The following is a 20,265-nucleotide window of genomic DNA, read 5'->3' as shown; positions in this document are numbered from 1 at the left end:
TTCATAATCTTCTGAAATGTTCAATCCATCATTTGTCATTGTTACTGCCTTATTTCAATCATTCGCTCAACAATATCTTCGAAATAGTAACCCAGCCGTTGTCTGATATAAGTGTCATGATCAGGACCTATATGATATTCGACAATGCCATCCTGCGGAAAGCCAATAAGATCCAGCACTATTTGATTGTTATTCAATTCAAATTTGGAAATTTCTATTCCAATTGAGTTAAAATGATGAATGATGCAATTAAACTTAAATTGCTCGTAGAGAAGGTATATAAGATGTTCTTTCATAACTTAGATTTAGGTGATCTTTTTTTTACGAAGTTGCAACCTATATGCGCAGTCTTTTTGCGCATATAAAAATTTTAACAAATTTCATCGTTCAGTTAGTTACAAAACCTACCTCTAATAATCTGGAACAAAGTTTTACACCATAACAATCAACAAGTTAATGTTAAACCAATCCAGAGCCATTTCAGTGTGGATTTATAGACATCATGACATAGGGTGCTACATAATCGAAAAAATTGCTACCTACCTTTTAAAAAGGGGCTGCAAAATCATGAATTGGATTTCTTGAAAGGCTAATAATTCTGATCTTCACCCTATTGGGGAAATGGGAAGAAGTTTTTTTTTACTTACGGTGTCTTTAAGAAAGAACTTATAAAATAAAATTGATGAAAATAAATTTTATTGAAGAAGAACAGGATGCCAGGAATGCATAGGGTCAGATTAAATTCATGAGGGATTACATATGAAAAAGCCTCCAAATCTTTCGACTTAGAGGCTTTAAAGCTTGCGGACCAGACGAGACTCGAACTCGCGACCTCCGCCGTGACAGGGCGGCATTCTAACCAACTGAACTACTGATCCTTCCCGTTTTGGGATTGCAAAGATAGGGAGAAACGAACCAATTTTGCAAATCTTTTTTAAAAAAACTTTTACCGCTTATCTTTACACCGATCTTTAACCAATTTATACTAAAATATGCAATTCCTGGATTTTGAGAAACCTATTGCGGACCTGTACGATCAGTTAGAAAAACTGAAAGAAAACGGGGAAAAGTCAGGTGTGGACGTAACCGCAACTGTTAGGGAGTATGAACAAAAGATAGTAAATACCCGGAAAGATGTATATGATCACCTCTCCAGTTACCAGCGGGTACTGCTCAGCAGACACCCGGAAAGGCCTTATACACTGGCTTACATCGAAAAGATGTGCACCAACTTTGTTGAATTGCATGGCGACAGGAATGTGAAGGATGATAAAGCCATGATAGGTGGTTTTGCTGAGCTGGATGGTGAAACGGTTATGTTTATTGGTCAACAGAAAGGGATTAATACCAAAATGCGTCAGATCCGAAACTTCGGTATGGCCAATCCTGAAGGCTACCGTAAGGCCCTGCGTCTTATGAAGCTGGCAGAGAAGTTCAATAAGCCCATTGTTACGCTTATTGACACTCCCGGAGCTTATCCCGGTCTGGAAGCTGAAGAACGTGGTCAGGGTGAAGCTATTGCCCGTAATATCTTCGAAATGGTGAAGCTGCGGGTACCTGTTATCTGCATCATCATCGGCGAAGGCGCTTCCGGTGGAGCCCTGGGTATTGGTATTGGCGATAGGATCCTGATGCTGGAAAACAGCTGGTATACAGTAATCTCTCCCGAAAACTGTTCTACCATTCTGTGGCGTAGCTGGAATTTCAAGGAAAAAGCTGCTGAAGAACTAAAGCTGACTTCTGAACACATGAGTCGTTTTGGCCTGGTTGACGGGGTAATTAAAGAACCACTGGGGGGAGCTCATGTAAATCCTGATGAAATGGCTGTTATTCTTAAGCAGACAATCAAGGATACGCTGGCTGAATTACGAAAGATTGATCCGGAAACCCGTATTGAACAACGGATAGACAAGTTCAGTAATATGGGTTTTTACGACGAACGCTAAAAATATTTGTAACATAACGTTCCAAATTACCATCTTTGCAGCTCTTTCTGAGTGAAGAGGTGCAATTTTGGAATTTGTTATCTGGAATTTTATAAGATATGGAACAATTAAGAGGCACCGGTGTTGCACTGGTTACGCCCTTTAAAAAAGATGAAAGCATTGACTGGAATGCTTTGGAAAAATTGATTGATCATGTGATTACCGGTGGGGTAGACTATATAGTATCCCTTGGTACCACTGGTGAAACTCCCACTCTCAGCGCAGATGAGAAGCTGGATCTTATGAAATTCACTTTTGAAAAAGTAAGTAAACGGGTTCCTGTCGTAGTGGGTATTGGAGATTACAACACCCGCGATGTGGTGAAGCGCCTGGAAACCTGCCCGCTGGATGAAGCGGCAGCGGTACTCAGCGTAGCACCCTATTACAGCAAACCTAGCCAGGAAGGTATTTTCCAGCACTATAAAACAATCGCTGCAGCTTCTCCGAAGCCGATCATTCTGTATAACGTACCTGGTCGTACGGGACGTAATATGACTGCACAGACCACACTTAGGCTGGCGCATGAGGTCCCCAATATAGTGGCTATGAAGGAAGCGAGCGGAGATATGATACAGTGCATGCAGATACTCCGGGATAAGCCAAAAGATTTCCTGGTAGTGAGTGGCGATGACGCCCTGGCATTGGCACAAATAGCCTGTGGTATGGACGGATTGATCTCAGTAGGGGCCAATTATTATGCAAAAGACGTTTCCGGAATGGTCAGAGCTGCTCTGGAGAACAATTATCCGGTAGCCCGTGAATTGAATAATAAGCTCCAGGAAGCGTTTGATCTCATGTTTGAAGAGAATAACCCGGCTGGTCCAAAAGCGTTCTTAAATGGGGCTGGTATTGTGGAAAATGTACTGCGTTTGCCAGTGGTACCGGTAAGTGAAGGTTTGAGAAGCCGGATCGCTACGTTTGCGAAGAATTACAAATAGACAGTAAGTGTCTTAAAATACGGATCCCCGTCCTGGTTATATGCCCGGACGGGGATTTTTCGTTATATGATATAAGTAGCACCTTCTATGGCCAGATCTGTATCCGGGAATACAGGACGGCTTTCTTCCAGGAAAGGTTCGAGTTCTGTGTATTTAGATGAGAAATGCCCGATTATGAGGCGTTTTACCCCCGCTTTCAGAGCAAGGGTAGCTGCCTGCACACTGGTGCTGTGATATCTTTCTGCGGCCCTTTCTGCCAGATTATTGAGATACGTTGTTTCATGATAAAGCAGGTCTGCTTTCTCCGCAAAAGGAAGAAGATCTTCTGTATAGATTGTATCTGCACAATAAACATAGCGTTTACCCAGTGGCGGTGGAAGGGTTACCCAATCATTTTTAACGAGCAGGCCGTCTTTGCGTTGATAATCAGCGCCGTCCTGCAATTGCGAGAAATAAGCAGCCGGGATTTCATATGCCCTGGCTTGTTCCGGGATAATTTTCCGCTTCCGTTTCTGCATTTCGATGATGAAACCATAACAGGGAATACGGTGCCGGGTAGGGAAGAAGCTAACACGGAGTTCTTTATCCTCGAGTATAACACCTTGATTCTCTGCGATCAGCGGAACAAACTGTAATTCAAAATGGAGAGTGGTACCGGAACATTCCAGCTGGAGTAACAGGATGGTTTCCAGCTCCGGTGGAGCATATACGGTTAAAGGATCGATTCTGCCCAACAGGCTAAGGCTGTTCAGAAGGCCTATCAGTCCAAAGTAGTGATCTCCATGCAGATGGCTGATGAAAATGTACCTTAACCGGCTTCTTTTTATTTTGTAACGGGCTATTTGCAACTGGGTGCCCTCACCACAGTCAACGAGCAGCAACTGATCATTACATGTGACTATCTGTGCCGTTGGATGTCTGTCTAACGTGGGGATAGCTGAATTATTACCTAATATGGTTACCGCAAACATGCCCTAAAATAAAAATAATTACATAATCAGGATTCATTTTCCGTAGAATGGAACATTAATTCCACATTTGGGAATAATGTTGGCATCTGGTAGTATGTGCAGAAAATTACTCTTCGTCCTGCATCAATTCCCTTTCAAGATCTTCCATCATAACGAGGTCTATCGCTTCTGCCATAGTAGGGGCAAGGTTATATACTGATTCGTCCGCTTCTTTTACAAGAAGTGTTAAAGTGCTGTTAAGACCTGTTAATGCGCAGGAGAGACCTCTGTCATACTGTTGGTGATAGACTGTTAATATGGCTTGTATTCCAGCATCGTCGGACTTTTCCACTAATGTCATGTCCAGTATGAGATTACGCTCTTCCAGATCGGGTAAACCGGTGATTTCTGTTATGAAGGAGGCTGACAAATTAGCATTTAGCTCACTAATTTCCGGACTTATCACCAGTATTTTTTCTTTGGTATCAATTTTGAATTTCATTAGCAAGATTTTGTTTTATAAATTAGTAAATAAGTAATCTGGAATCCTGCCAAAAAACAGCCTTCTTCTTACTTCACACAATCTAATCAGCACTCAGTTATATACTTATACTATTAACGTGTGATGGTAAAGGTAAATCAAAATTATTTGCTAATATTGTATAAGCAAGTCCCCGTAAGGGTTTTAATAATTTAATATTCTCACAATGGACCAGAATTTTTCACCGCAAGTAAAGGAGATAATTTCGTTTAGCAGGGAGGAAGCTCTTCGCTTAGGGAATGATTTCATCGGCACAGAACACCTGCTGCTAGGCATTATAAGAGAGGGGGAAGGGACAGCTGTTAAAATTCTGCAGGCTTTAAATGTAGACCTCTATGAACTGCGTAAGGAGGTTGAATTGGCGGTTAAAGACAAGACAGGAAAAAACATTGCCAATATCAACAGTCTCCCGCTCACAAGGCAGGCAGAAAAGGTCATACGGGTAACCGTACTTGAAGCAAAGGCGCTGAAAAGCCCTACTGTAGAAACAGAGCATTTAATGCTTTCTATCCTCAAGAATAAAGAAAACGTTTGTACACAAATCTTACAACAGTTTGACGTGGATTACGACACTTTTAAAAACGAACTGGGCTTTGTAAAATCTGCTGATCCCAAAGCAGAGTTTGATGATCCTGGAGAGGAAGAATTTGAAGATGAACGCAAAAGCTTTGCCTCAAAAGCGAAACAAACTAATACAAAGTCTAAGACCCCTGTCCTGGATAATTTCGGCAGGGATATCACCAAGCTGGCCGAGAGTGGCAGCTTAGATCCAATTGTGGGTCGCGAGCAGGAAATTGAGCGTGTATCGCAGATATTGTCCCGCCGTAAAAAGAATAATCCAATCCTCATCGGGGAACCGGGAGTGGGTAAAACCGCTATCGTAGAGGGCCTGGCACTGCGCATTGTGCAGCGTAAGGTATCCCGCGTGCTGTTCGACAAGCGCGTGGTTAGCCTCGACCTGGCAGCACTGGTGGCTGGTACCAAGTACCGTGGCCAGTTTGAGGAAAGGATGAAAGCTATTATGAATGAACTGGAGAAGAACCGGGATGTGATATTGTTCATTGATGAGATCCACACAATTGTTGGTGCTGGTGGTGCTTCCGGTTCGCTGGATGCTTCCAACATCTTCAAACCGGCACTGGCTCGTGGGGAACTGCAGTGCATTGGTGCTTCTACTTTGGATGAATACCGCATGTACATTGAAAAGGATGGTGCATTAGACCGTCGTTTCCAGAAAGTGATGGTAGAACCTCCAACTGTAGACGAAACCATTCAGATCCTCAACAACATCAAACCCCGGTACGAAGAGTATCATAACGTTAGCTATTCACAAGATGCAATCGATGCCTGCGTGAAACTGAGCGATCGTTATATGACAGACCGCCTGTTGCCCGATAAGGCGATAGACGTACTGGATGAGGTAGGAGCCCGTGTACACCTGAAGAATATCAATGTACCTACTAATATCCTTGAACTGGAAAAACAGATAGAGGATATTAAGCAGGAAAAAAATAAAGTAGTGAAGAGCCAGCGCTTTGAAGAAGCGGCTGCTTTACGTGACACTGAAAAGAAACTGGGTGAAGACCTGGAACGTGCAAAAGCTGTGTGGGAAGAAGAAGTGAAACACAAACGCTACCCAATTGATGAAGAAGCGATTGCTGAAGTAGTGAGCATGATGACCGGTATCCCGGTAAAACGGATGGTACAGGCTGAAACCGAGAAGCTGCGCCGTATGGGGGATGACCTGAAAGGTGCAGTGGTTGGACAGGATGACGCAATCAGCAAAGTAACCAAAGCTATACAGCGTAACCGTGTAGGGTTGAAAGATCCTAAGAAACCAATCGGTACCTTCATATTCCTCGGACCAACAGGTGTGGGTAAAACCGAGCTGGCTAAATCGCTGGCACGCTACATGTTCGATTCCGAAGATTCACTGATCCGTATTGATATGACGGAATACATGGAGAAATTCTCCCTGAGCCGTTTGATCGGAGCGCCTCCAGGTTATGTAGGTTATGAAGAAGGTGGTCAGCTGACTGAAAAAGTTCGCCGTAAACCTTACTCCGTGATCCTGCTGGATGAAATTGAAAAAGCACATCCGGATATCTACAATATCCTGCTGCAGGTGCTTGATGATGGTATCCTTACCGATGGTCTTGGCCGTAAAGTGGATTTCAAGAATACACTGATTATCATGACCTCCAATATCGGAGCACGTCAGTTGAAAGATTTCGGAGCAGGTGTTGGTTTCACCACCGCCGCTAAATCTGGTAACGAAGATGAAAATACCAAGTCAGTGATTGAAAAAGCGCTGAAACGTACTTTCTCTCCTGAGTTCCTGAACCGTATCGATGACGTGATCATATTCAACTCCCTCTCAAAGGATCATATCTATACTATCATAGATATCACCATGAAGAGTGTACTGAAACGCCTTGAAAATCTGGGCTTTAGCCTTGAACTGACAGAAGAAGCGAAAGGTTTCCTTGCAGAGAAAGGTTACGACCATCAGTTTGGCGCCCGTCCGCTGCACAGGGCCATCCAGAAATACCTGGAAGATCCTTTGGCTGAAGAGATACTGAATATGAACATTCATAACGGAGATATTCTGATCGCTAATCTTGACAAGGAAAATCAGAAACTGGTTTTTACTTTGAAAAATTCAGAAGAAAGGAATAGTATTTCTGAAACAAAAGAAGCATAAACAGTAAGCCATAGTTGATAGAAATTGTTTTGAAAGAAGTCCCGGGCAATGTCCCGGGATTTTTTTTGCCCTCATTTATAGCACTTTAGTAGTAATATTCTGAGGCTTATATGTTAACAAAAAGCTAAATTATAAATTAATTTTATGCTTAAGGAAGACCATATTCCAATTCATGTGTCGTTGAATTGTAAAGTATTCCCATTGTACTTAGAAATAATTCAGATAAAATGGTGATTATCTGGATATATTTTAAGAATTTTACACTCACATTTAAATTATGATAAATGAGCCAGAAGCCAGCTACATTATTTGACAAAGTATGGGATGCCCACGTGGTCAGGAAAATTGAAGATGGTCCTGATGTACTATTTATAGACCGTCATTTTATCCATGAGGTGACCAGCCCGGTAGCATTCCTGGGTTTGGAGAGCCGTGGTCTTAAAGTAATGTTTTCAGGGAAAACATTTGCTACGGCCGATCATAATACGCCTACCATCAATCAGCATCTGCCTGTACAGGACCCTCTTTCTGCCAACCAGTTGAAAGCATTGGAAACGAATTCGGCCAAATATGGCATTTCGCATTGGGGTTTAGGTAATCCAAAGAATGGTATCGTACATGTGGTAGGTCCTGAAAACGGTATTACCCTTCCAGGTATGACAATCGTTTGCGGTGATTCCCATACGTCTACTCACGGTGCCTTTGGCGCTATTGCATTTGGTATTGGTACCTCCGAAGTGGAAATGGTACTTTCTTCCCAATGCATTATGCAACCCAAGCCAAAGAAAATGCGCATTAAAGTAAATGGTAAGCTGGGTAAAGGCATTGTTCCTAAAGACGTTGTACTCTATATCATTGCTAAATTGACTGCAGCAGGTGCTACCGGTTATTTTGTAGAATTTGCCGGAGATGTATTTGAGAACATGAGTATGGAAGGCCGTATGACTGTTTGTAATATGAGCATCGAAATGGGCGCCCGCGGTGGTATGATTGCACCGGATGAAACTACTTTTGCCTATATCAAAGGTAGGGAGAAAGCACCGAAAGATGCTGCCTGGGATACAGCACTTGCCTACTGGAAAACTCTGAAAACAGATGAAGGTGCAGGTTTTGACCTGGAATATAATTATGATGCTGCGGATATAGAACCTATGATCACTTACGGTACCAATCCAGGTATGGGTATGGGGATCACCAAACATATCCCTGTTGCAGCGGAAGCCGGTGGTAGTAAAGCCAGTTATGAAAAGTCGCTCGAATATATGGGCTTTCATGAGGAAGAAGAGATGCTTGGCAAAAAAGTGGATTATGTATTCATCGGTAGCTGTACTAACGGACGTATCGAAGATTTCCGTGCATTTGCATCTATTGTGAAAGGTCGTAAAAAAGCAGATCACGTTATAGCATGGATAGTGCCCGGTTCGCATATCGTAGAACAACAAATTAAAGACGAAGGGATATTGGATATACTGACTAAAGCAGGATTCGAACTTCGTCAACCCGGATGTTCTGCCTGCCTGGCTATGAATGACGATAAAATTCCTGCAGGTAAATATGCGGTGAGCACCAGCAACAGGAATTTTGAAGGAAGACAAGGCCCTGGTGCGAGAACAATGCTGGCAAGTCCTTTAGTGGCAGCTGCGGCAGCAGTAACCGGTGTTGTAACAGACCCGAGAGCATTATTGGTTGATTGATAATCAATCTTTTGAGATCAGACACCCTTCCGGGGTGAAACATAAAATATTAACGATACAATTAAAAAATGGCTTACGATAAATTCACAGTATTAAAGAGTTCAGCGGTTCCAATGCCGATTGAAAATGTGGACACTGACCAGATCATCCCCGCCCGTTTTTTAAAAGCAACCGAGCGTAAAGGCTTTGGCGATAACCTGTTTCGCGACTGGCGCTATAATACAGATGGATCACAGAAAAAAGATTTTGTGCTGAATAATCCTATTTATTCAGGTAAAATACTAATAGGTGGCAGAAACTTTGGAAGTGGTAGCAGCCGTGAGCATGCTGCATGGGCCATATATGATTATGGCTTCCGTTGTGTAGTATCCAGTTTTTTTGCTGATATCTTCAAAAACAATTCTCTAAACATCGGCATATTACCCGTACAGGTAAGCGCAGTATTTTTAGATAAGATATTTACTGCTATTGAAGCAAACCCTGCTGCAGAACTTGAAGTAAATCTTCCGGAGCAAAAGATTACCATCCTCTCAACAGGAGAAAGCGAATCATTTGACATCAATAGCTATAAAAAACATAACATGACAAATGGCTATGATGATATCGATTATCTGCAGGCCATGAAAAGTGAAATTCAATTATTTGCTGAAAAAAGCAAATACTAAAAAATAGCTCAGAACTATTATGTCAACTCCCCAGCGTTATATTGAAGTAATGGACACCACTCTCCGTGATGGTGAACAAACCAGCGGTGTTTCTTTCTCGCCAATTGAAAAATTGACGATTGCTCAGCTTTTACTAACCGAAGTAAAAGTGGACAGGATTGAAATTGCGTCGGCCCGTGTGTCTGAAGGAGAATTTGCTGCCGTAAAAACAATTACCAAATGGGCTAAGGCAAATGGTTTTTTAAACAAGGTAGAAGTACTGACGTTTGTTGATGGAGATGTTTCTGTACAATGGATGCAGAAAGCAGGGGCAAAAGTAATGAACCTGCTTACGAAAGGGTCCCTTAATCATTTAACACATCAGTTAAAGAAAAAACCTGAACAGCATTTTGAGGAAGTAGCTGCTGTTATTGCGCTGGCAAAGAAAAAAGGATTGGAGTGTAATGTGTATCTGGAAGACTGGAGCAATGGTATGCGCCATTCCAAAGAATATGTTTTTCAATACCTGGATTTTTTACAGCATCTGCCTGTAAAAAGGATCATGCTGCCAGATACTTTAGGGGTGCTCATTCCTTCGGAAGTGTATGAATATATTTCAGAAATCGTACAACGTTATCCGGATATTCATTTCGATTTTCATGCACATAATGATTACGATCTGGGCACTGCCAATGTTCTTGAAGGAGTAAAAGCAGGAGCGCGTGGGATCCATCTTACTATCAATGGTATGGGCGAAAGAGCCGGTAATGCGCCATTAGCCAGTGCAATTGCTGTATTGAATGATTTTATGCCTTCTGTAAAAACCACAGTGGTGGAAGAATCATTATATACTGTTAGCAAACTGGTAGAAACGTTTTCCGGTTTTCGTATCCCGGTCAATAAACCGGTAGTAGGAGAGAATGTGTTTACGCAAACAGCCGGTATCCACGCTGATGGTGACAAAAAGAATAAATTGTACTTCAGTGACCTGATGCCGGAGCGTTTTGGCCGCAGACGTGAATATGCCTTAGGTAAAACAAGCGGTAAAGCCAATATTGAAAACAATTTGCAGCAACTGGGCATACAGCTCTCCGAACCGGATCTGAAAAAAGTAACACAGCGGATCATTGAATTAGGCGACAGGAAAGAAGTAGTTACTCAGGCGGATCTTCCTTATATCATCTCCGATATATTGGACAGTAATACGATTGAGAATAAGGTGAGGATAGAGAACTATGTGCTTACTCATGCAAGAATGCTCAGACCGTCAGTAACACTGGAAATTGTTATTAATGGTGAACTGTTTGAAGAGCATGCGCAAGGCGACGGACAATACGATGCTTTTATGAATGCGTTGAAAAAGGTGTATAAGAAAAAGAAGCAGGAATTGCCCACGTTAGTAGATTATGCTGTTCGTATACCACCAGGAGGTAAAAGTGATGCTTTATGCGAAACTATTATTACCTGGAGCTATAACAAGAAAGAATTTAAAACAAGGGGGCTTGACAGTGATCAGACTGTATCAGCAATAAAGGCAACACAAAAAATGTTGAATTTAATATAAGACATTCTTCAATTCAATAAATAACCGAATGGCAACCAAGCATATTTTAATTGTTCCAGGCGATGGAATAGGACAGGAAGTAACAGCAGTTGGTAAAAAAGTTTTAGATAAAATAGCTTTAAAGTTTGGGCATACATTTACCTACGATGAAGCATTGATTGGACATGTGGCTATTGAGGCTACAGGGAACCCTTTACCGGACGAATCGCTTGAAAAGATGCGGAAGTCAGACGCGGTATTATTTGGAGCTGTAGGCCATCCCAAATACGATAACGATCCTTCTGCCAAAGTAAGACCGGAACAGGGCTTGCTGAAAATGCGCAAAGAATTGGGATTGTATGCTAATCTTCGTCCCATTAAATTGTTTGATGAATTGCTGGAGGCTTCCAGTATCAAACCGGAAATATTAAAAGGCGCTGATATTTTATTTTTCCGTGAGCTGACAGGTGATATTTATTTTGGTGAAAAGGGAAGGAAAAATAATGGAGACACTGCTTACGATATTGCTGAATACAGCCGTTATGAAGTAGAGCGTATTGCCCGGAAAGCATTTGACGCTGCCAGGACCAGAAGAAAGAAATTATGTTCTGTAGATAAAGCAAACGTAATTGAAACATCAAGGTTATGGAGAGAAGTAGTACAGAAAGTAGCCCTTGAATATCCTGATGTAGAAGTAGAACACCAGTTTGTAGATGCTACAGCGATGCTACTGATAAAAGATCCGCGTCGTTTTGATGTGGTAGTTACAGCAAATCTGTTTGGTGATATTCTCACCGATGAGGCATCACAGATAGCCGGTTCTATGGGTATGCTGGCCTCTGCTTCAATAGGCGACGGTACAGGCGTATATGAACCCATTCATGGCTCAGCCCACGATATTACTGGTATGGGAGTGGCTAATCCATTAGCATCCATCTTATCTGCTGCATTGCTACTGGACATTTCCTTTAATATGAAGGCGGAATCGGAAGCTGTTATTAGTGCGGTAGATAAAGTGTTAAAAGCCGGTTTCCGTACAAGAGATATTGCCAATTCTCAAACACCTGCCGATAAAATATTAGGTACAGTGGCAATGGGAGAAGAAGTGCTGAAGTTTATTTAAGTTATCGTTGATAAAATTGTTTTTAAGAAAGTCCCGGGCATTGTCCCGGGATTTTTTTTGCTGTTTTTATGACCCTTAAGTGTTATGATTTATAGATATTTTAGATAGCTTTTAATTTTAACATATATTTATATATTGAGAAATAAAGGCGCTAAACGAAAGGTGGTTTCTTTTTCAAAGAACTTTTTTATGCCTTGAAAACCTTCTACTTGTGTGAAAAAATGAAATGAATATATGAGAAAGAGTTTCCTGATTTTTATTTTGTTGTCTTTTAATTTCACAATAACTGCCCAACGTAAAAAAGAAGGCATTGTACAGGAAAAGGGATATTTAATTTGGGTAACATATAATTGGGTTTTTCAACCTTGTACGGATCGAACAAAAGATATGTTATGTGCAATTGATAACCGATCATTTGTTCCGGGAACGTTTTCTTATGATTTTGGAGTACGTCTTCTTCCCGAACGAGGATTTGGTGATAGTATTTATCTGAAGTATTATACTCATAATGATGAACGTTTCATATGGGATGAAGTATTTTATTTTTATTGCACTATTCAGTATGATACTAGTCAGCATGATTTTACTAGTATCAGCATCAGTCCATGCAGGTATAAATTATTTTATCAAAGTAAAGAATATGACCTTCTTTGCAAGTATCAGAGTAATGCAATAGTCAGTGTAGAGCCATTCGATGACAGAAATAAGAAGACCTATTTGAAATTCTTACAAGAAAAAGGGTATTTGTTACCCGAATGGAGCAATACTTATTTAGAAAAGAATTAGTGCTTTTATGTTCCTATTATTTATCAGAATATGCTGCAATTAGTAATACTGCCAGCGGATCAAAATCTGGAGTTTTTTAAGAAGTTTGTAAAAATTGAATACCAGGATTTAGGAATGAATATAGATCTTGGTAAAGCAGAAGGTGATTATTTCCTGATAAATGAAAAGAATGAATATAAAGTAACAACGCATTTTTAAAGTCTACAACCTCGCCGGTTTTATATAAATAATGTTTTTGTTGGTTATGCAAAAGCTGAAAGATTTATTTCCCTTTTTCGTCGTCCTGTAATTGTTAATGTTTCAATGGAATGTGATCACGAAGAATCCTTAATTCTGTTATTGGCATGGTTGATGAATTTACCAAATGATGTAGGATAATAGATCCGATTTATAATTGACTAACAACACTAAAAATATGTCTACGCAATGCCCATGTTGTGGTAAGGAATGGAAACTAGAAAAAAAATTATTTGATGAATTTGATTTGAAATGTGATGAAATGCAGAATAATATCAAATACGGCTAAATAATTAAAATACATTAACTCTATATTTTCTATATCATGAATCTTTTTTCTCACTATGTGTTTTAATTTTAATATATATTTATGTCACTATAACTAGCTCATCTATGTTTAACAATGAGATTATTTTTCAGGAAAGATGAAAGAGATTCTTGCCAGAAAACTGATGTCGTTCGCCCGGTAATGGGAGCAAGATTATTTCAAAAACTTCAAGATCATGATGAAAGACAATACAACCTTTGTTCTAACTACATTGACGATTCTCTGTTTATTAGCATATGCAGGCATTTATATCGAGTATCATGTGAATAGAGATTCCAATTGGTTTGATCAGTTATTATATGTTATGGCAGTAAGTTCAGGTGCTGGATTAATCATGCTTTTCAGGTCGTTGATGATGCTTACTATTGGAAGGAAGTCCAATTCTGTTTATTTAGCACAAATGGCTATTTCAGGCTTTATGATTCTGCTACCGCTTTTCATTTTTTTATGCGTACTCTCTACATTACATTAATAGTAGATGACCTGATGACTTCTAAATGATAGACCCACTTAATAAAGAAATTATCTCTCATCCCTTGTAGTACCATTTCTACAAACGTGTTATTCTATTCTACTTAAAAGAGTAATAATGATGTTATTTTAACATCTGTAAGTACTAAAATACCAGTTAACAAGTCATTTACAATTCATATAATAACACTAATGTGTTAGATGTATTCAGGGAGTATATTACATAACTCTATCATTTACAATGGAAAAATGATTTTTTTTAATACCTGCGTTGTAACCTGTTTTTACATTATTACTATTAATCAATGGTAATCAATCATATATACAAATGTATTGGTTTTCAAAATGATACATTAATGTCATTTTATAAACTTCAATAATATTATACATTTGTGCAATACAATTATAATAAGAATCTGAAACACAATACTTCAGATTAGCGAACGGCGACAATACGTGAACGATATAGACCCCCTTCTTTTTTAACTGAACTTATTGAGAAAATTGTGAGGCTGTTTTAAATGAGTGGGGGGCTTGTTAAGGCGAACTATAATAGTCTTGTATAAAACGGTTAATATTAAACAAATCTGATAAATCAATTAATAATTAAATCTATCTATCCCTATACTATGAAAGTATTTATACGTAACGCCTCGCGCACACTCTTTATCGCCGGTGGTATTACCCTGGCGGCAACTGCGGCTAATGCCCAGATGAAAATCGGTGATAATCCTTCTGTGATTGAAAAGTCTGCTATCCTGGAGCTGAGTAGCCAAAAGCAGGGTTTATTATTACCAAGACTCCCGAATTTTACAGCTATTAATACCGCTATAGGTGCTAGTGTTGTAGATGGGATGGTTGTTTACCTCGCTAGCGGTGTTCCTGCTAACGACGGGATTTATATGCGTAAAGCAGGTGCTTGGGTAAAGATTTCCAGTGCAGCAGATGCGGTAAGTAACTGGAGCCTGTTAGGTAATACAGCAACTGACAGTCTGATTAATTATGTTGGTACTACCGACATGCAGGCCCTCTCTTTGCGCGCAAACGCAACGGAAGGGATCAGAGTAGAGACTGATGGTCGAGTTCAGTTAAAGCAGGTACCAACTTCTACAGATGTTGCTTTAGTTGATGTATTACTTATCGATGCATCCGGTACAATTATTAGAAAGCAAATCTCTCCATCTGCTTTTAAAGCGCTGTTGACCAATGTAGACAATACCCAGACAACTTTTAATGTAAGCACTGCTGCTGATGGTCAGGTTACTATTAATGCGCCTATCATGGATGGTGCAGCTGGCAAGAATTATGGTTTCCTGAATATTGCAGACTGGACAAGATTTAACAATTTTGTTACTGGTGGAGGTTTCACAATAGGTGCTCTTATAACTGGTGTAGCAGCCGAACTTGTAAATGGTGCTGTCATTACTTATAATGCTGGTACTAGTAAATATGATATACAATTAATCGCTGCTACTGGTACACAAAATGGTATCGTTACTACTGGTGCACAGACTTTCGGTGGAGATAAGACCTTCAATGGAAATGTTGCGGTAGGCGGTACTGCAAATGTAACCGGTGCAACCACCCTTGGCAGTACATTAAGCGTAGCCAGTGCTGCAACTGTTGGTGGTACACTGGGTGTAACTGGTGCTACTACTTTAGCGAGTGATTTGAGTGTAGGTGGTAATGCAACTGTAACAGGTAATACAACTGTAACTGGTACTTCTACTTTAACCAATGCTGTTACTTTAGGTACAGTAGTTCCTACTGCTACAGCTGCTTCTTATGATGTATTGGTTAAGAATACAACTACCAATGTTGTAGAGAAAAAAGCAATTGATCTGGATGCTTTGACTACAGCAGTACAGTTTATAACAACTGGTGCTACTTCAACAGGTGGTGCAAACGTTGGATTCTTAGCAGGTACTACCGGTGCAGATTTCAATATCGTAGCTGATGGTACTGCTAAAACAGTATCTTTTAACCTGCCTGATGCGAGTGCTATAGACGCTACTCACACTGCTGTTCAACGAGGTGTGGTTTCTGCAGCTGACCAGACTTTTGCAGGTAACAAGAGCTTTGCTTCAAATGTTGCAGTAGGTGTTAATACAGTTGCTAACTCAACTTTACAGGTAGAAGGTTCTGTATCAATGTCAATCAAATCGGTAACTGCTACCTATGCAATCACTGCTACAGATAATACCATCCTTGCAAATGCTACAGGTGGTGCGTTTACAGTAACATTACCTACCCCTACTGCAGCTATCAATGGTCGTATCTACACTATCAAGAAGATAGGTACTGGTGGTATTGACAATCCGATCTCTGTAGCTTGTGCTGCCAGCATAGAAGGTGGTGTAGCCGGTACTGATTATATGATCTATAATGATTACACTTTCATTACTGTGCAAACAGATGGTAGTGCCTGGTATATTGTCAAGAAATAAAACATTTGATCTAACAGGAGCGGTCTTTCACCGCTTCTGTTAATCTTTCTTTTTGTGAACATTTCTTGAAACCAATTACGACCTATGAGAACAATGAATTGTAGTGGAGTGCTCTTGTGTCTGTTTTTATTGTTATCCTCATTATCACAGGCACAGCAACTGAAGTTGGGCATAGCTCCGGCAGTGATCGAAAAATCAGCTTTATTAGAATTAAACAGCACAAATCAGGGATTATTATTACCCCGTGTCAGCGATTATACAACGACACCTTTAAACACAGCACCAGATGGCATGCTTATTTACTACGTGCCTGATAAATTATTGTATATAAAAAAGAATGGTATCTGGAGAAAATTGATTGATGAAACCAATGCTATTACTTCCGTAAACGGAATGACTACATCCATAGTTAACTTAACCACTAACGATATTCCTGAATCTGCGAACTTGTATTATACTGATGCAAGAGCCAGATCAGCTTTCAGTTCAGGCACCGGTATTAATTTATCTGGTGCTGGTGTTATTTCAGCCCTTAATACTTCAGCAATCTGGAACGCGTCTCAATTACAGGGACGTAATATATCTACTAATATACCTTCTAATAATGATGTACTGACCTGGGATAATACCAGCAGTACATGGTTACCTAAGAGCGCCACTACCGGTTCAGTAACCTCGGTAGCACTTGCATTACCTTCTTCTGTTTTTAATGTAAGTGGTAGCCCGGTTACTTCTACAGGTACTCTGACTGGTACATTTGCTTCACAAACTCAGAACCAGGTATTTGCGGCTCCTGTTGCTGCGAATGGTGTTCCTTCCTTTAGGGCATTAGTTCCGTTGGATATTCCTGCTGGCTCTACTAGTTATATTCAGAATATAAGCTCCGGTACTCAAACTGCTAACTACTCTATTAGTGGTAACGGTAGTATTGGTGGAACTTTGAATCTTCCTTCATTAACTACCGGTTCTGTTCCCTTTATAGGAGCAAGTGGTCTGGTATCTCAGAATAACACAAATTTTTTCTGGGATAATACTAATAATCGCCTAGGACTAGGTACTAACACACCTAATAGAACCCTTGAAGTAGGAGGAACAGTTCCCGCTTCCGGTTTGTCCGGCTTACGCTTAACGGGAATGGGTGCTGCAACGTTACAATCACCACTTACGAATGTATTGGCTTTGAACGCTACAGGAGATGTGATTGTAACAAGTAACCCAGCTTCTAATAACTGGTTGATAACAGGGAACACGGGAGTGAATTCCAGCACACAATTTCTGGGTACAACAGATGATGTGAAGATGGTGATAAAATCCAATAACAATTCATTCCTTGAATTCGGACGCAGGCAGACTCTTGGTTTAGTACAAGCATATACTGACTATACAGATAATGATGAAAAGGTAACTTATGTACGTTCTGCTTTGCAGTTTGAAGTGCCAGCTGCTGTGAGTTTTTATAAACCTAAAATGTGGACTACTTCAGATGGTAATTTCAGAATGAAAGGACCTTCTGCTGGTACTGATTACTTCGAGTTTGGTGCAACAGGTACAGCTAATAATGGAGGTTTTGAATTTATTATAGGAGATGATGGAGATGAACCTATAGTATTCAAGAGCTATTATTATGTTACAGCAGCAACCACTGAAATCATGCGATTGCAGAATAATAATGTTGGTATAGGGCTAGCTGGAGCAACACCTGTGAAACGCTTACATATTGACGCCAACAATGATGCAATCCGTATCGTCAATCTTGCGAGTAGTGGTACAGGTAATCCGCTGGTAGTAAATGCTACTGGTGATATTAAGCAGACAACTGCGCTGGATGGTGTAACTGTTGGTGCAACTACTAAGGCTTCTGGTGCATTTACAACAATAGCCGGTGCAACTGCGCCATACGCGGCTGGTTCAGGAGGCCCTACTATTAATAATATGGTTATTGGAAGTGCTTCTTTTATAAGAATAACAGGACCAACAGCAGGATTTACAATTACAGGTATTGTGGCTGGTGTAGATGGACAAATGGTTACGCTTTATAATACTACTTCGAATAGTATGACAATATCAAATTTAAACGCAAGTAGTAGTGCTGCAAACATGATTATTACTTGTGCCTCCGGTGCCGGAAATATTTCAACTACTGGTGCTGGTACCGTAACGCTTGTTTATTCCGGAACAGATGCCAGATGGGTTGTTACTGCATCTAATCAATAAATGTCAATGTTGAGAAGGAAACAATCAAAGTTTGCATAACAAACAATGACTTTAATATGGTAAAAACATAATAAATACATGAAACGAAATTTACTCTTATTATGTTTCCTTATTTTTTTCACAAATACTTTCGCTCAGCAGGCGGCTTATATTCCTGCTGCAGGGAAGGTATGGAGTTATGGCAACGTAGCGTTTTTTGGTGATGTCACGAATGATGGATTATTGGGTTCAAGCCCGTCTTCTATTCTTTATTTCATGGGGAAGCAATGGACCAATGGGTTCGGTGCTTTACTGAATGATGAAAGTGCTACAGGTACAGATGGTACCGGCGGTACTTTCCGCTTTGCATCAACTAACGGTCAGCAGATAGTCGCTGGCGGTTATAACGTGGCATCAAAAACAGGTGCGAGTTTTCCCAATTTTGAAGTAGCTAACCCAAATGGGATTCTGCTGGCAGATCTTAATGATCTGAAAATAAGAAACACACTTAATTTCAACAATGGGCATATTTTCCTGAATGGCTGGAACCTGATGGTAGGGCATAATAATTCGGGGACTCTTACAGGCTATAACGATCAGCGTTTTGTCGTTACAGGTACTGGTAGCTCCGGTGGATTCATGTATCGCGCTAAAGTAACCACTACTGCTGGACCACTGGTATTTCCTATAGGTACTACTGCTACTAATTACGCACCTGCGGGCGTAGTCTACGACGGCGCTGCAGATGATTTTAAAGCGAGAGTATTTGATAGTGTATACCAACTTGCTGTTTCCGGTAATACTATTAATGACAGTGTAGTATACAAAACCTGGAATATGGGTCAGGTAAATGCTGGTGCAGGAGCTGTTGCCCTCACATTGCAGCATATGGATTCTGAAGAAGGGATCGATTATGTGCCAAACAGGGATAAAAGTTATATCAGTCGTTTTGTAAATGGTGCCTGGGAAGTTCGTAATGGTGTGAATGATAATATGGGTCCTGGTACTCTTAATGCACAGCCGATGATATCCGCTGCTACTATGCATGCACGTGGGTTTACGTCAGGATTGGGAATGAATTCCTACTATACCAAATTTACAACTGTAACTTCCTATCTGCCAGCTGACATCATTCATTTTAATGCTTATCGTGTAACATATTCACTTGTAGACCTGGTATGGACTACTATCCGTGAAACCAATAATGCTGTTTTTGAAATAGAGCGGATGTATGACAATGAAACTGCATTTACAAAAATAGCTACTGTTGCTACCAAAGCACCTGGAGGAAATAGTACATCCCGCCTGGATTATTTTTATGAAGATAGTAATAGCTACGACGGATGGACTTACTATCGCATTAAGGTAGTTTCTTCTACGGGCAGATACCTGTATACAGATGTAAGAGAAGTGCCTCCGTTAATAAAAGTAACTGTTTATCCGAATCCGAACTTTGGTGATTTCAAGGTTGATATCAAGGGTATAAAGGTGACGCTGGTGATGCAGGTGTTTGATACATGGGGACAGCCGATCCGCACTCAGGATATAGTGAAGAACGGACAGGTACACATTACAGATATGCCTAAAGGCACTTACTTCCTGGTATTAACATATAAGGAAACCAAGAAGCAGGCCTACGTTTGTAAAGTAATAGTGATAGACCATTGATACCTATGATGTT

The 20,265-nt window shown here is 40.4% G+C and carries 17 protein-coding genes and 1 tRNA gene; 14 read left to right on the top strand and 4 right to left on the bottom strand.

The genetic code is table 11. The annotated features are described in order from the left end of the window. Window positions 1-41: 41 nt before the first annotated feature. Together BM176_RS01570 and BM176_RS01565 are read right to left on the bottom strand one after the other, a co-directional pair. Window positions 42-296 carry a hypothetical protein gene (locus tag BM176_RS01570; RefSeq protein WP_090098885.1) on the bottom strand — a complete coding sequence of 85 codons (255 nt, stop codon included), beginning with the start codon at window positions 294-296 and terminating at the stop codon, window positions 42-44. A 508-nt stretch (window positions 297-804) separates the two neighbouring features. Then, a tRNA-Asp gene (locus BM176_RS01565) sits at window positions 805-878 on the bottom strand. Window positions 879-992: 114 nt separating this feature from the next. Between BM176_RS01565 and BM176_RS01560 the strand changes: the two genes are divergently transcribed. Together BM176_RS01560 and dapA are read left to right on the top strand one after the other, a co-directional pair. After that, window positions 993-1,946 (top strand): acetyl-CoA carboxylase carboxyltransferase subunit alpha, encoded by a 954-nt coding sequence (locus BM176_RS01560; protein WP_090098883.1) that lies wholly within the window; start codon window positions 993-995, stop codon window positions 1,944-1,946. Window positions 1,947-2,044: 98 nt separating this feature from the next. Then, window positions 2,045-2,923 carry a 4-hydroxy-tetrahydrodipicolinate synthase gene (dapA, locus tag BM176_RS01555; protein ID WP_090098881.1) on the top strand — a complete coding sequence of 293 codons (879 nt, stop codon included), beginning with the start codon at window positions 2,045-2,047 and terminating at the stop codon, window positions 2,921-2,923. A 62-nt stretch (window positions 2,924-2,985) separates the two neighbouring features. Here dapA and BM176_RS01550 read toward each other — a convergent pair whose 3' ends face one another. Both BM176_RS01550 and BM176_RS01545 read right to left on the bottom strand, forming a co-directional pair. After that, window positions 2,986-3,894 carry a ribonuclease Z gene (locus BM176_RS01550; protein ID WP_090098879.1) on the bottom strand — a complete coding sequence of 303 codons (909 nt, stop codon included), beginning with the start codon at window positions 3,892-3,894 and terminating at the stop codon, window positions 2,986-2,988. 106 nt (window positions 3,895-4,000) lie between these two features. Beyond that, window positions 4,001-4,375 (bottom strand): STAS domain-containing protein, encoded by a 375-nt coding sequence (locus tag BM176_RS01545; protein WP_090098877.1) that lies wholly within the window; start codon window positions 4,373-4,375, stop codon window positions 4,001-4,003. 205 nt (window positions 4,376-4,580) lie between these two features. On the opposite strand from BM176_RS01545, the gene BM176_RS01540 reads away from it, so the two are divergent. The 12 genes from BM176_RS01540 (at window position 4,581) to BM176_RS01495 (ending at window position 20,252) form a co-directional block, all read left to right on the top strand. Further along, window positions 4,581-7,118 carry an ATP-dependent Clp protease ATP-binding subunit gene (locus tag BM176_RS01540; protein ID WP_090098869.1) on the top strand — a complete coding sequence of 846 codons (2,538 nt, stop codon included), beginning with the start codon at window positions 4,581-4,583 and terminating at the stop codon, window positions 7,116-7,118. A 284-nt stretch (window positions 7,119-7,402) separates the two neighbouring features. After that, window positions 7,403-8,812 carry a 3-isopropylmalate dehydratase large subunit gene (gene leuC, locus BM176_RS01535; protein ID WP_090098867.1) on the top strand — a complete coding sequence of 470 codons (1,410 nt, stop codon included), beginning with the start codon at window positions 7,403-7,405 and terminating at the stop codon, window positions 8,810-8,812. Window positions 8,813-8,880: 68 nt separating this feature from the next. Then, complete coding sequence (gene leuD, locus BM176_RS01530) at window positions 8,881-9,477, top strand: 3-isopropylmalate dehydratase small subunit (RefSeq protein WP_090098865.1); 597 nt, start codon at window positions 8,881-8,883, stop codon at window positions 9,475-9,477. Window positions 9,478-9,496: 19 nt separating this feature from the next. Continuing rightward, window positions 9,497-11,020 (top strand): alpha-isopropylmalate synthase regulatory domain-containing protein, encoded by a 1,524-nt coding sequence (locus tag BM176_RS01525; protein WP_090098863.1) that lies wholly within the window; start codon window positions 9,497-9,499, stop codon window positions 11,018-11,020. 28 nt (window positions 11,021-11,048) lie between these two features. Next, window positions 11,049-12,122 (top strand): 3-isopropylmalate dehydrogenase, encoded by a 1,074-nt coding sequence (leuB, locus tag BM176_RS01520; RefSeq protein WP_090098862.1) that lies wholly within the window; start codon window positions 11,049-11,051, stop codon window positions 12,120-12,122. 234 nt (window positions 12,123-12,356) lie between these two features. Next, complete coding sequence (locus BM176_RS01515; RefSeq protein WP_090098860.1) at window positions 12,357-12,908, top strand: hypothetical protein; 552 nt, start codon at window positions 12,357-12,359, stop codon at window positions 12,906-12,908. Window positions 12,909-12,938: 30 nt separating this feature from the next. Further along, on the top strand, window positions 12,939-13,106 hold the full coding sequence (locus BM176_RS32335) for a hypothetical protein (protein WP_177230265.1): 168 nt from the start codon (window positions 12,939-12,941) through the stop codon (window positions 13,104-13,106). Between the two features lie 217 nt (window positions 13,107-13,323). Then, entirely contained in the window at window positions 13,324-13,434 is a 111-nt protein-coding gene (locus BM176_RS33085; protein WP_143097675.1) for a DUF2310 family Zn-ribbon-containing protein, read from the top strand. Between the two features lie 214 nt (window positions 13,435-13,648). Continuing rightward, window positions 13,649-13,945, top strand: a complete 297-nt coding sequence (locus tag BM176_RS01510; protein WP_090098857.1) for a hypothetical protein — start codon at window positions 13,649-13,651, stop codon at window positions 13,943-13,945. Window positions 13,946-14,573: 628 nt separating this feature from the next. After that, window positions 14,574-16,391 carry a hypothetical protein gene (locus tag BM176_RS01505; protein ID WP_090098855.1) on the top strand — a complete coding sequence of 606 codons (1,818 nt, stop codon included), beginning with the start codon at window positions 14,574-14,576 and terminating at the stop codon, window positions 16,389-16,391. 84 nt (window positions 16,392-16,475) lie between these two features. Continuing rightward, a complete protein-coding gene (locus tag BM176_RS01500) occupies window positions 16,476-18,605 on the top strand; it encodes a hypothetical protein (protein WP_143097674.1) in 2,130 nt (709 codons plus the stop codon). 78 nt (window positions 18,606-18,683) lie between these two features. After that, on the top strand, window positions 18,684-20,252 hold the full coding sequence (locus tag BM176_RS01495; protein WP_090098851.1) for a T9SS type A sorting domain-containing protein: 1,569 nt from the start codon (window positions 18,684-18,686) through the stop codon (window positions 20,250-20,252). The last annotated feature ends 13 nt before the right edge of the window (window positions 20,253-20,265 follow it).

The organism is Chitinophaga sp. CF118, from assembly GCF_900112615.1.
Taxonomy (GTDB): domain Bacteria; phylum Bacteroidota; class Bacteroidia; order Chitinophagales; family Chitinophagaceae; genus Chitinophaga.
The sequence above is the reverse complement of the archived record's forward strand: the minus strand, read 5'-3'. Positions and strand labels throughout refer to the sequence as shown.

Bases quoted from the DNA above. Each gene is read 5' to 3' on its own strand.
- BM176_RS01570 (WP_090098885.1), bottom strand. From the start codon at position 296: ATGAAAGAACATCTTATATACCTTCTCTACGAGCAATTTAAGTTTAAT.
- BM176_RS33085 (WP_143097675.1), top strand. From the start codon at position 13,324: ATGTCTACGCAATGCCCATGTTGTGGTAAGGAATGGAAACTAGAAAAA.
- BM176_RS01495 (WP_090098851.1), top strand. From the start codon at position 18,684: ATGAAACGAAATTTACTCTTATTATGTTTCCTTATTTTTTTCACAAAT.
- BM176_RS01505 (WP_090098855.1), top strand. From the start codon at position 14,574: ATGAAAGTATTTATACGTAACGCCTCGCGCACACTCTTTATCGCCGGT.
- leuB (WP_090098862.1), top strand. From the start codon at position 11,049: ATGGCAACCAAGCATATTTTAATTGTTCCAGGCGATGGAATAGGACAG.
- leuC (WP_090098867.1), top strand. From the start codon at position 7,403: ATGAGCCAGAAGCCAGCTACATTATTTGACAAAGTATGGGATGCCCAC.
- BM176_RS01500 (WP_143097674.1), top strand. From the start codon at position 16,476: ATGAGAACAATGAATTGTAGTGGAGTGCTCTTGTGTCTGTTTTTATTG.
- BM176_RS01550 (WP_090098879.1), bottom strand. From the start codon at position 3,894: ATGTTTGCGGTAACCATATTAGGTAATAATTCAGCTATCCCCACGTTA.
- BM176_RS01560 (WP_090098883.1), top strand. From the start codon at position 993: ATGCAATTCCTGGATTTTGAGAAACCTATTGCGGACCTGTACGATCAG.
- dapA (WP_090098881.1), top strand. From the start codon at position 2,045: ATGGAACAATTAAGAGGCACCGGTGTTGCACTGGTTACGCCCTTTAAA.
- leuD (WP_090098865.1), top strand. From the start codon at position 8,881: ATGGCTTACGATAAATTCACAGTATTAAAGAGTTCAGCGGTTCCAATG.
- BM176_RS32335 (WP_177230265.1), top strand. From the start codon at position 12,939: ATGCTGCAATTAGTAATACTGCCAGCGGATCAAAATCTGGAGTTTTTT.
- BM176_RS01515 (WP_090098860.1), top strand. From the start codon at position 12,357: ATGAGAAAGAGTTTCCTGATTTTTATTTTGTTGTCTTTTAATTTCACA.
- BM176_RS01525 (WP_090098863.1), top strand. From the start codon at position 9,497: ATGTCAACTCCCCAGCGTTATATTGAAGTAATGGACACCACTCTCCGT.
- BM176_RS01510 (WP_090098857.1), top strand. From the start codon at position 13,649: ATGATGAAAGACAATACAACCTTTGTTCTAACTACATTGACGATTCTC.
- BM176_RS01545 (WP_090098877.1), bottom strand. From the start codon at position 4,375: ATGAAATTCAAAATTGATACCAAAGAAAAAATACTGGTGATAAGTCCG.
- BM176_RS01540 (WP_090098869.1), top strand. From the start codon at position 4,581: ATGGACCAGAATTTTTCACCGCAAGTAAAGGAGATAATTTCGTTTAGC.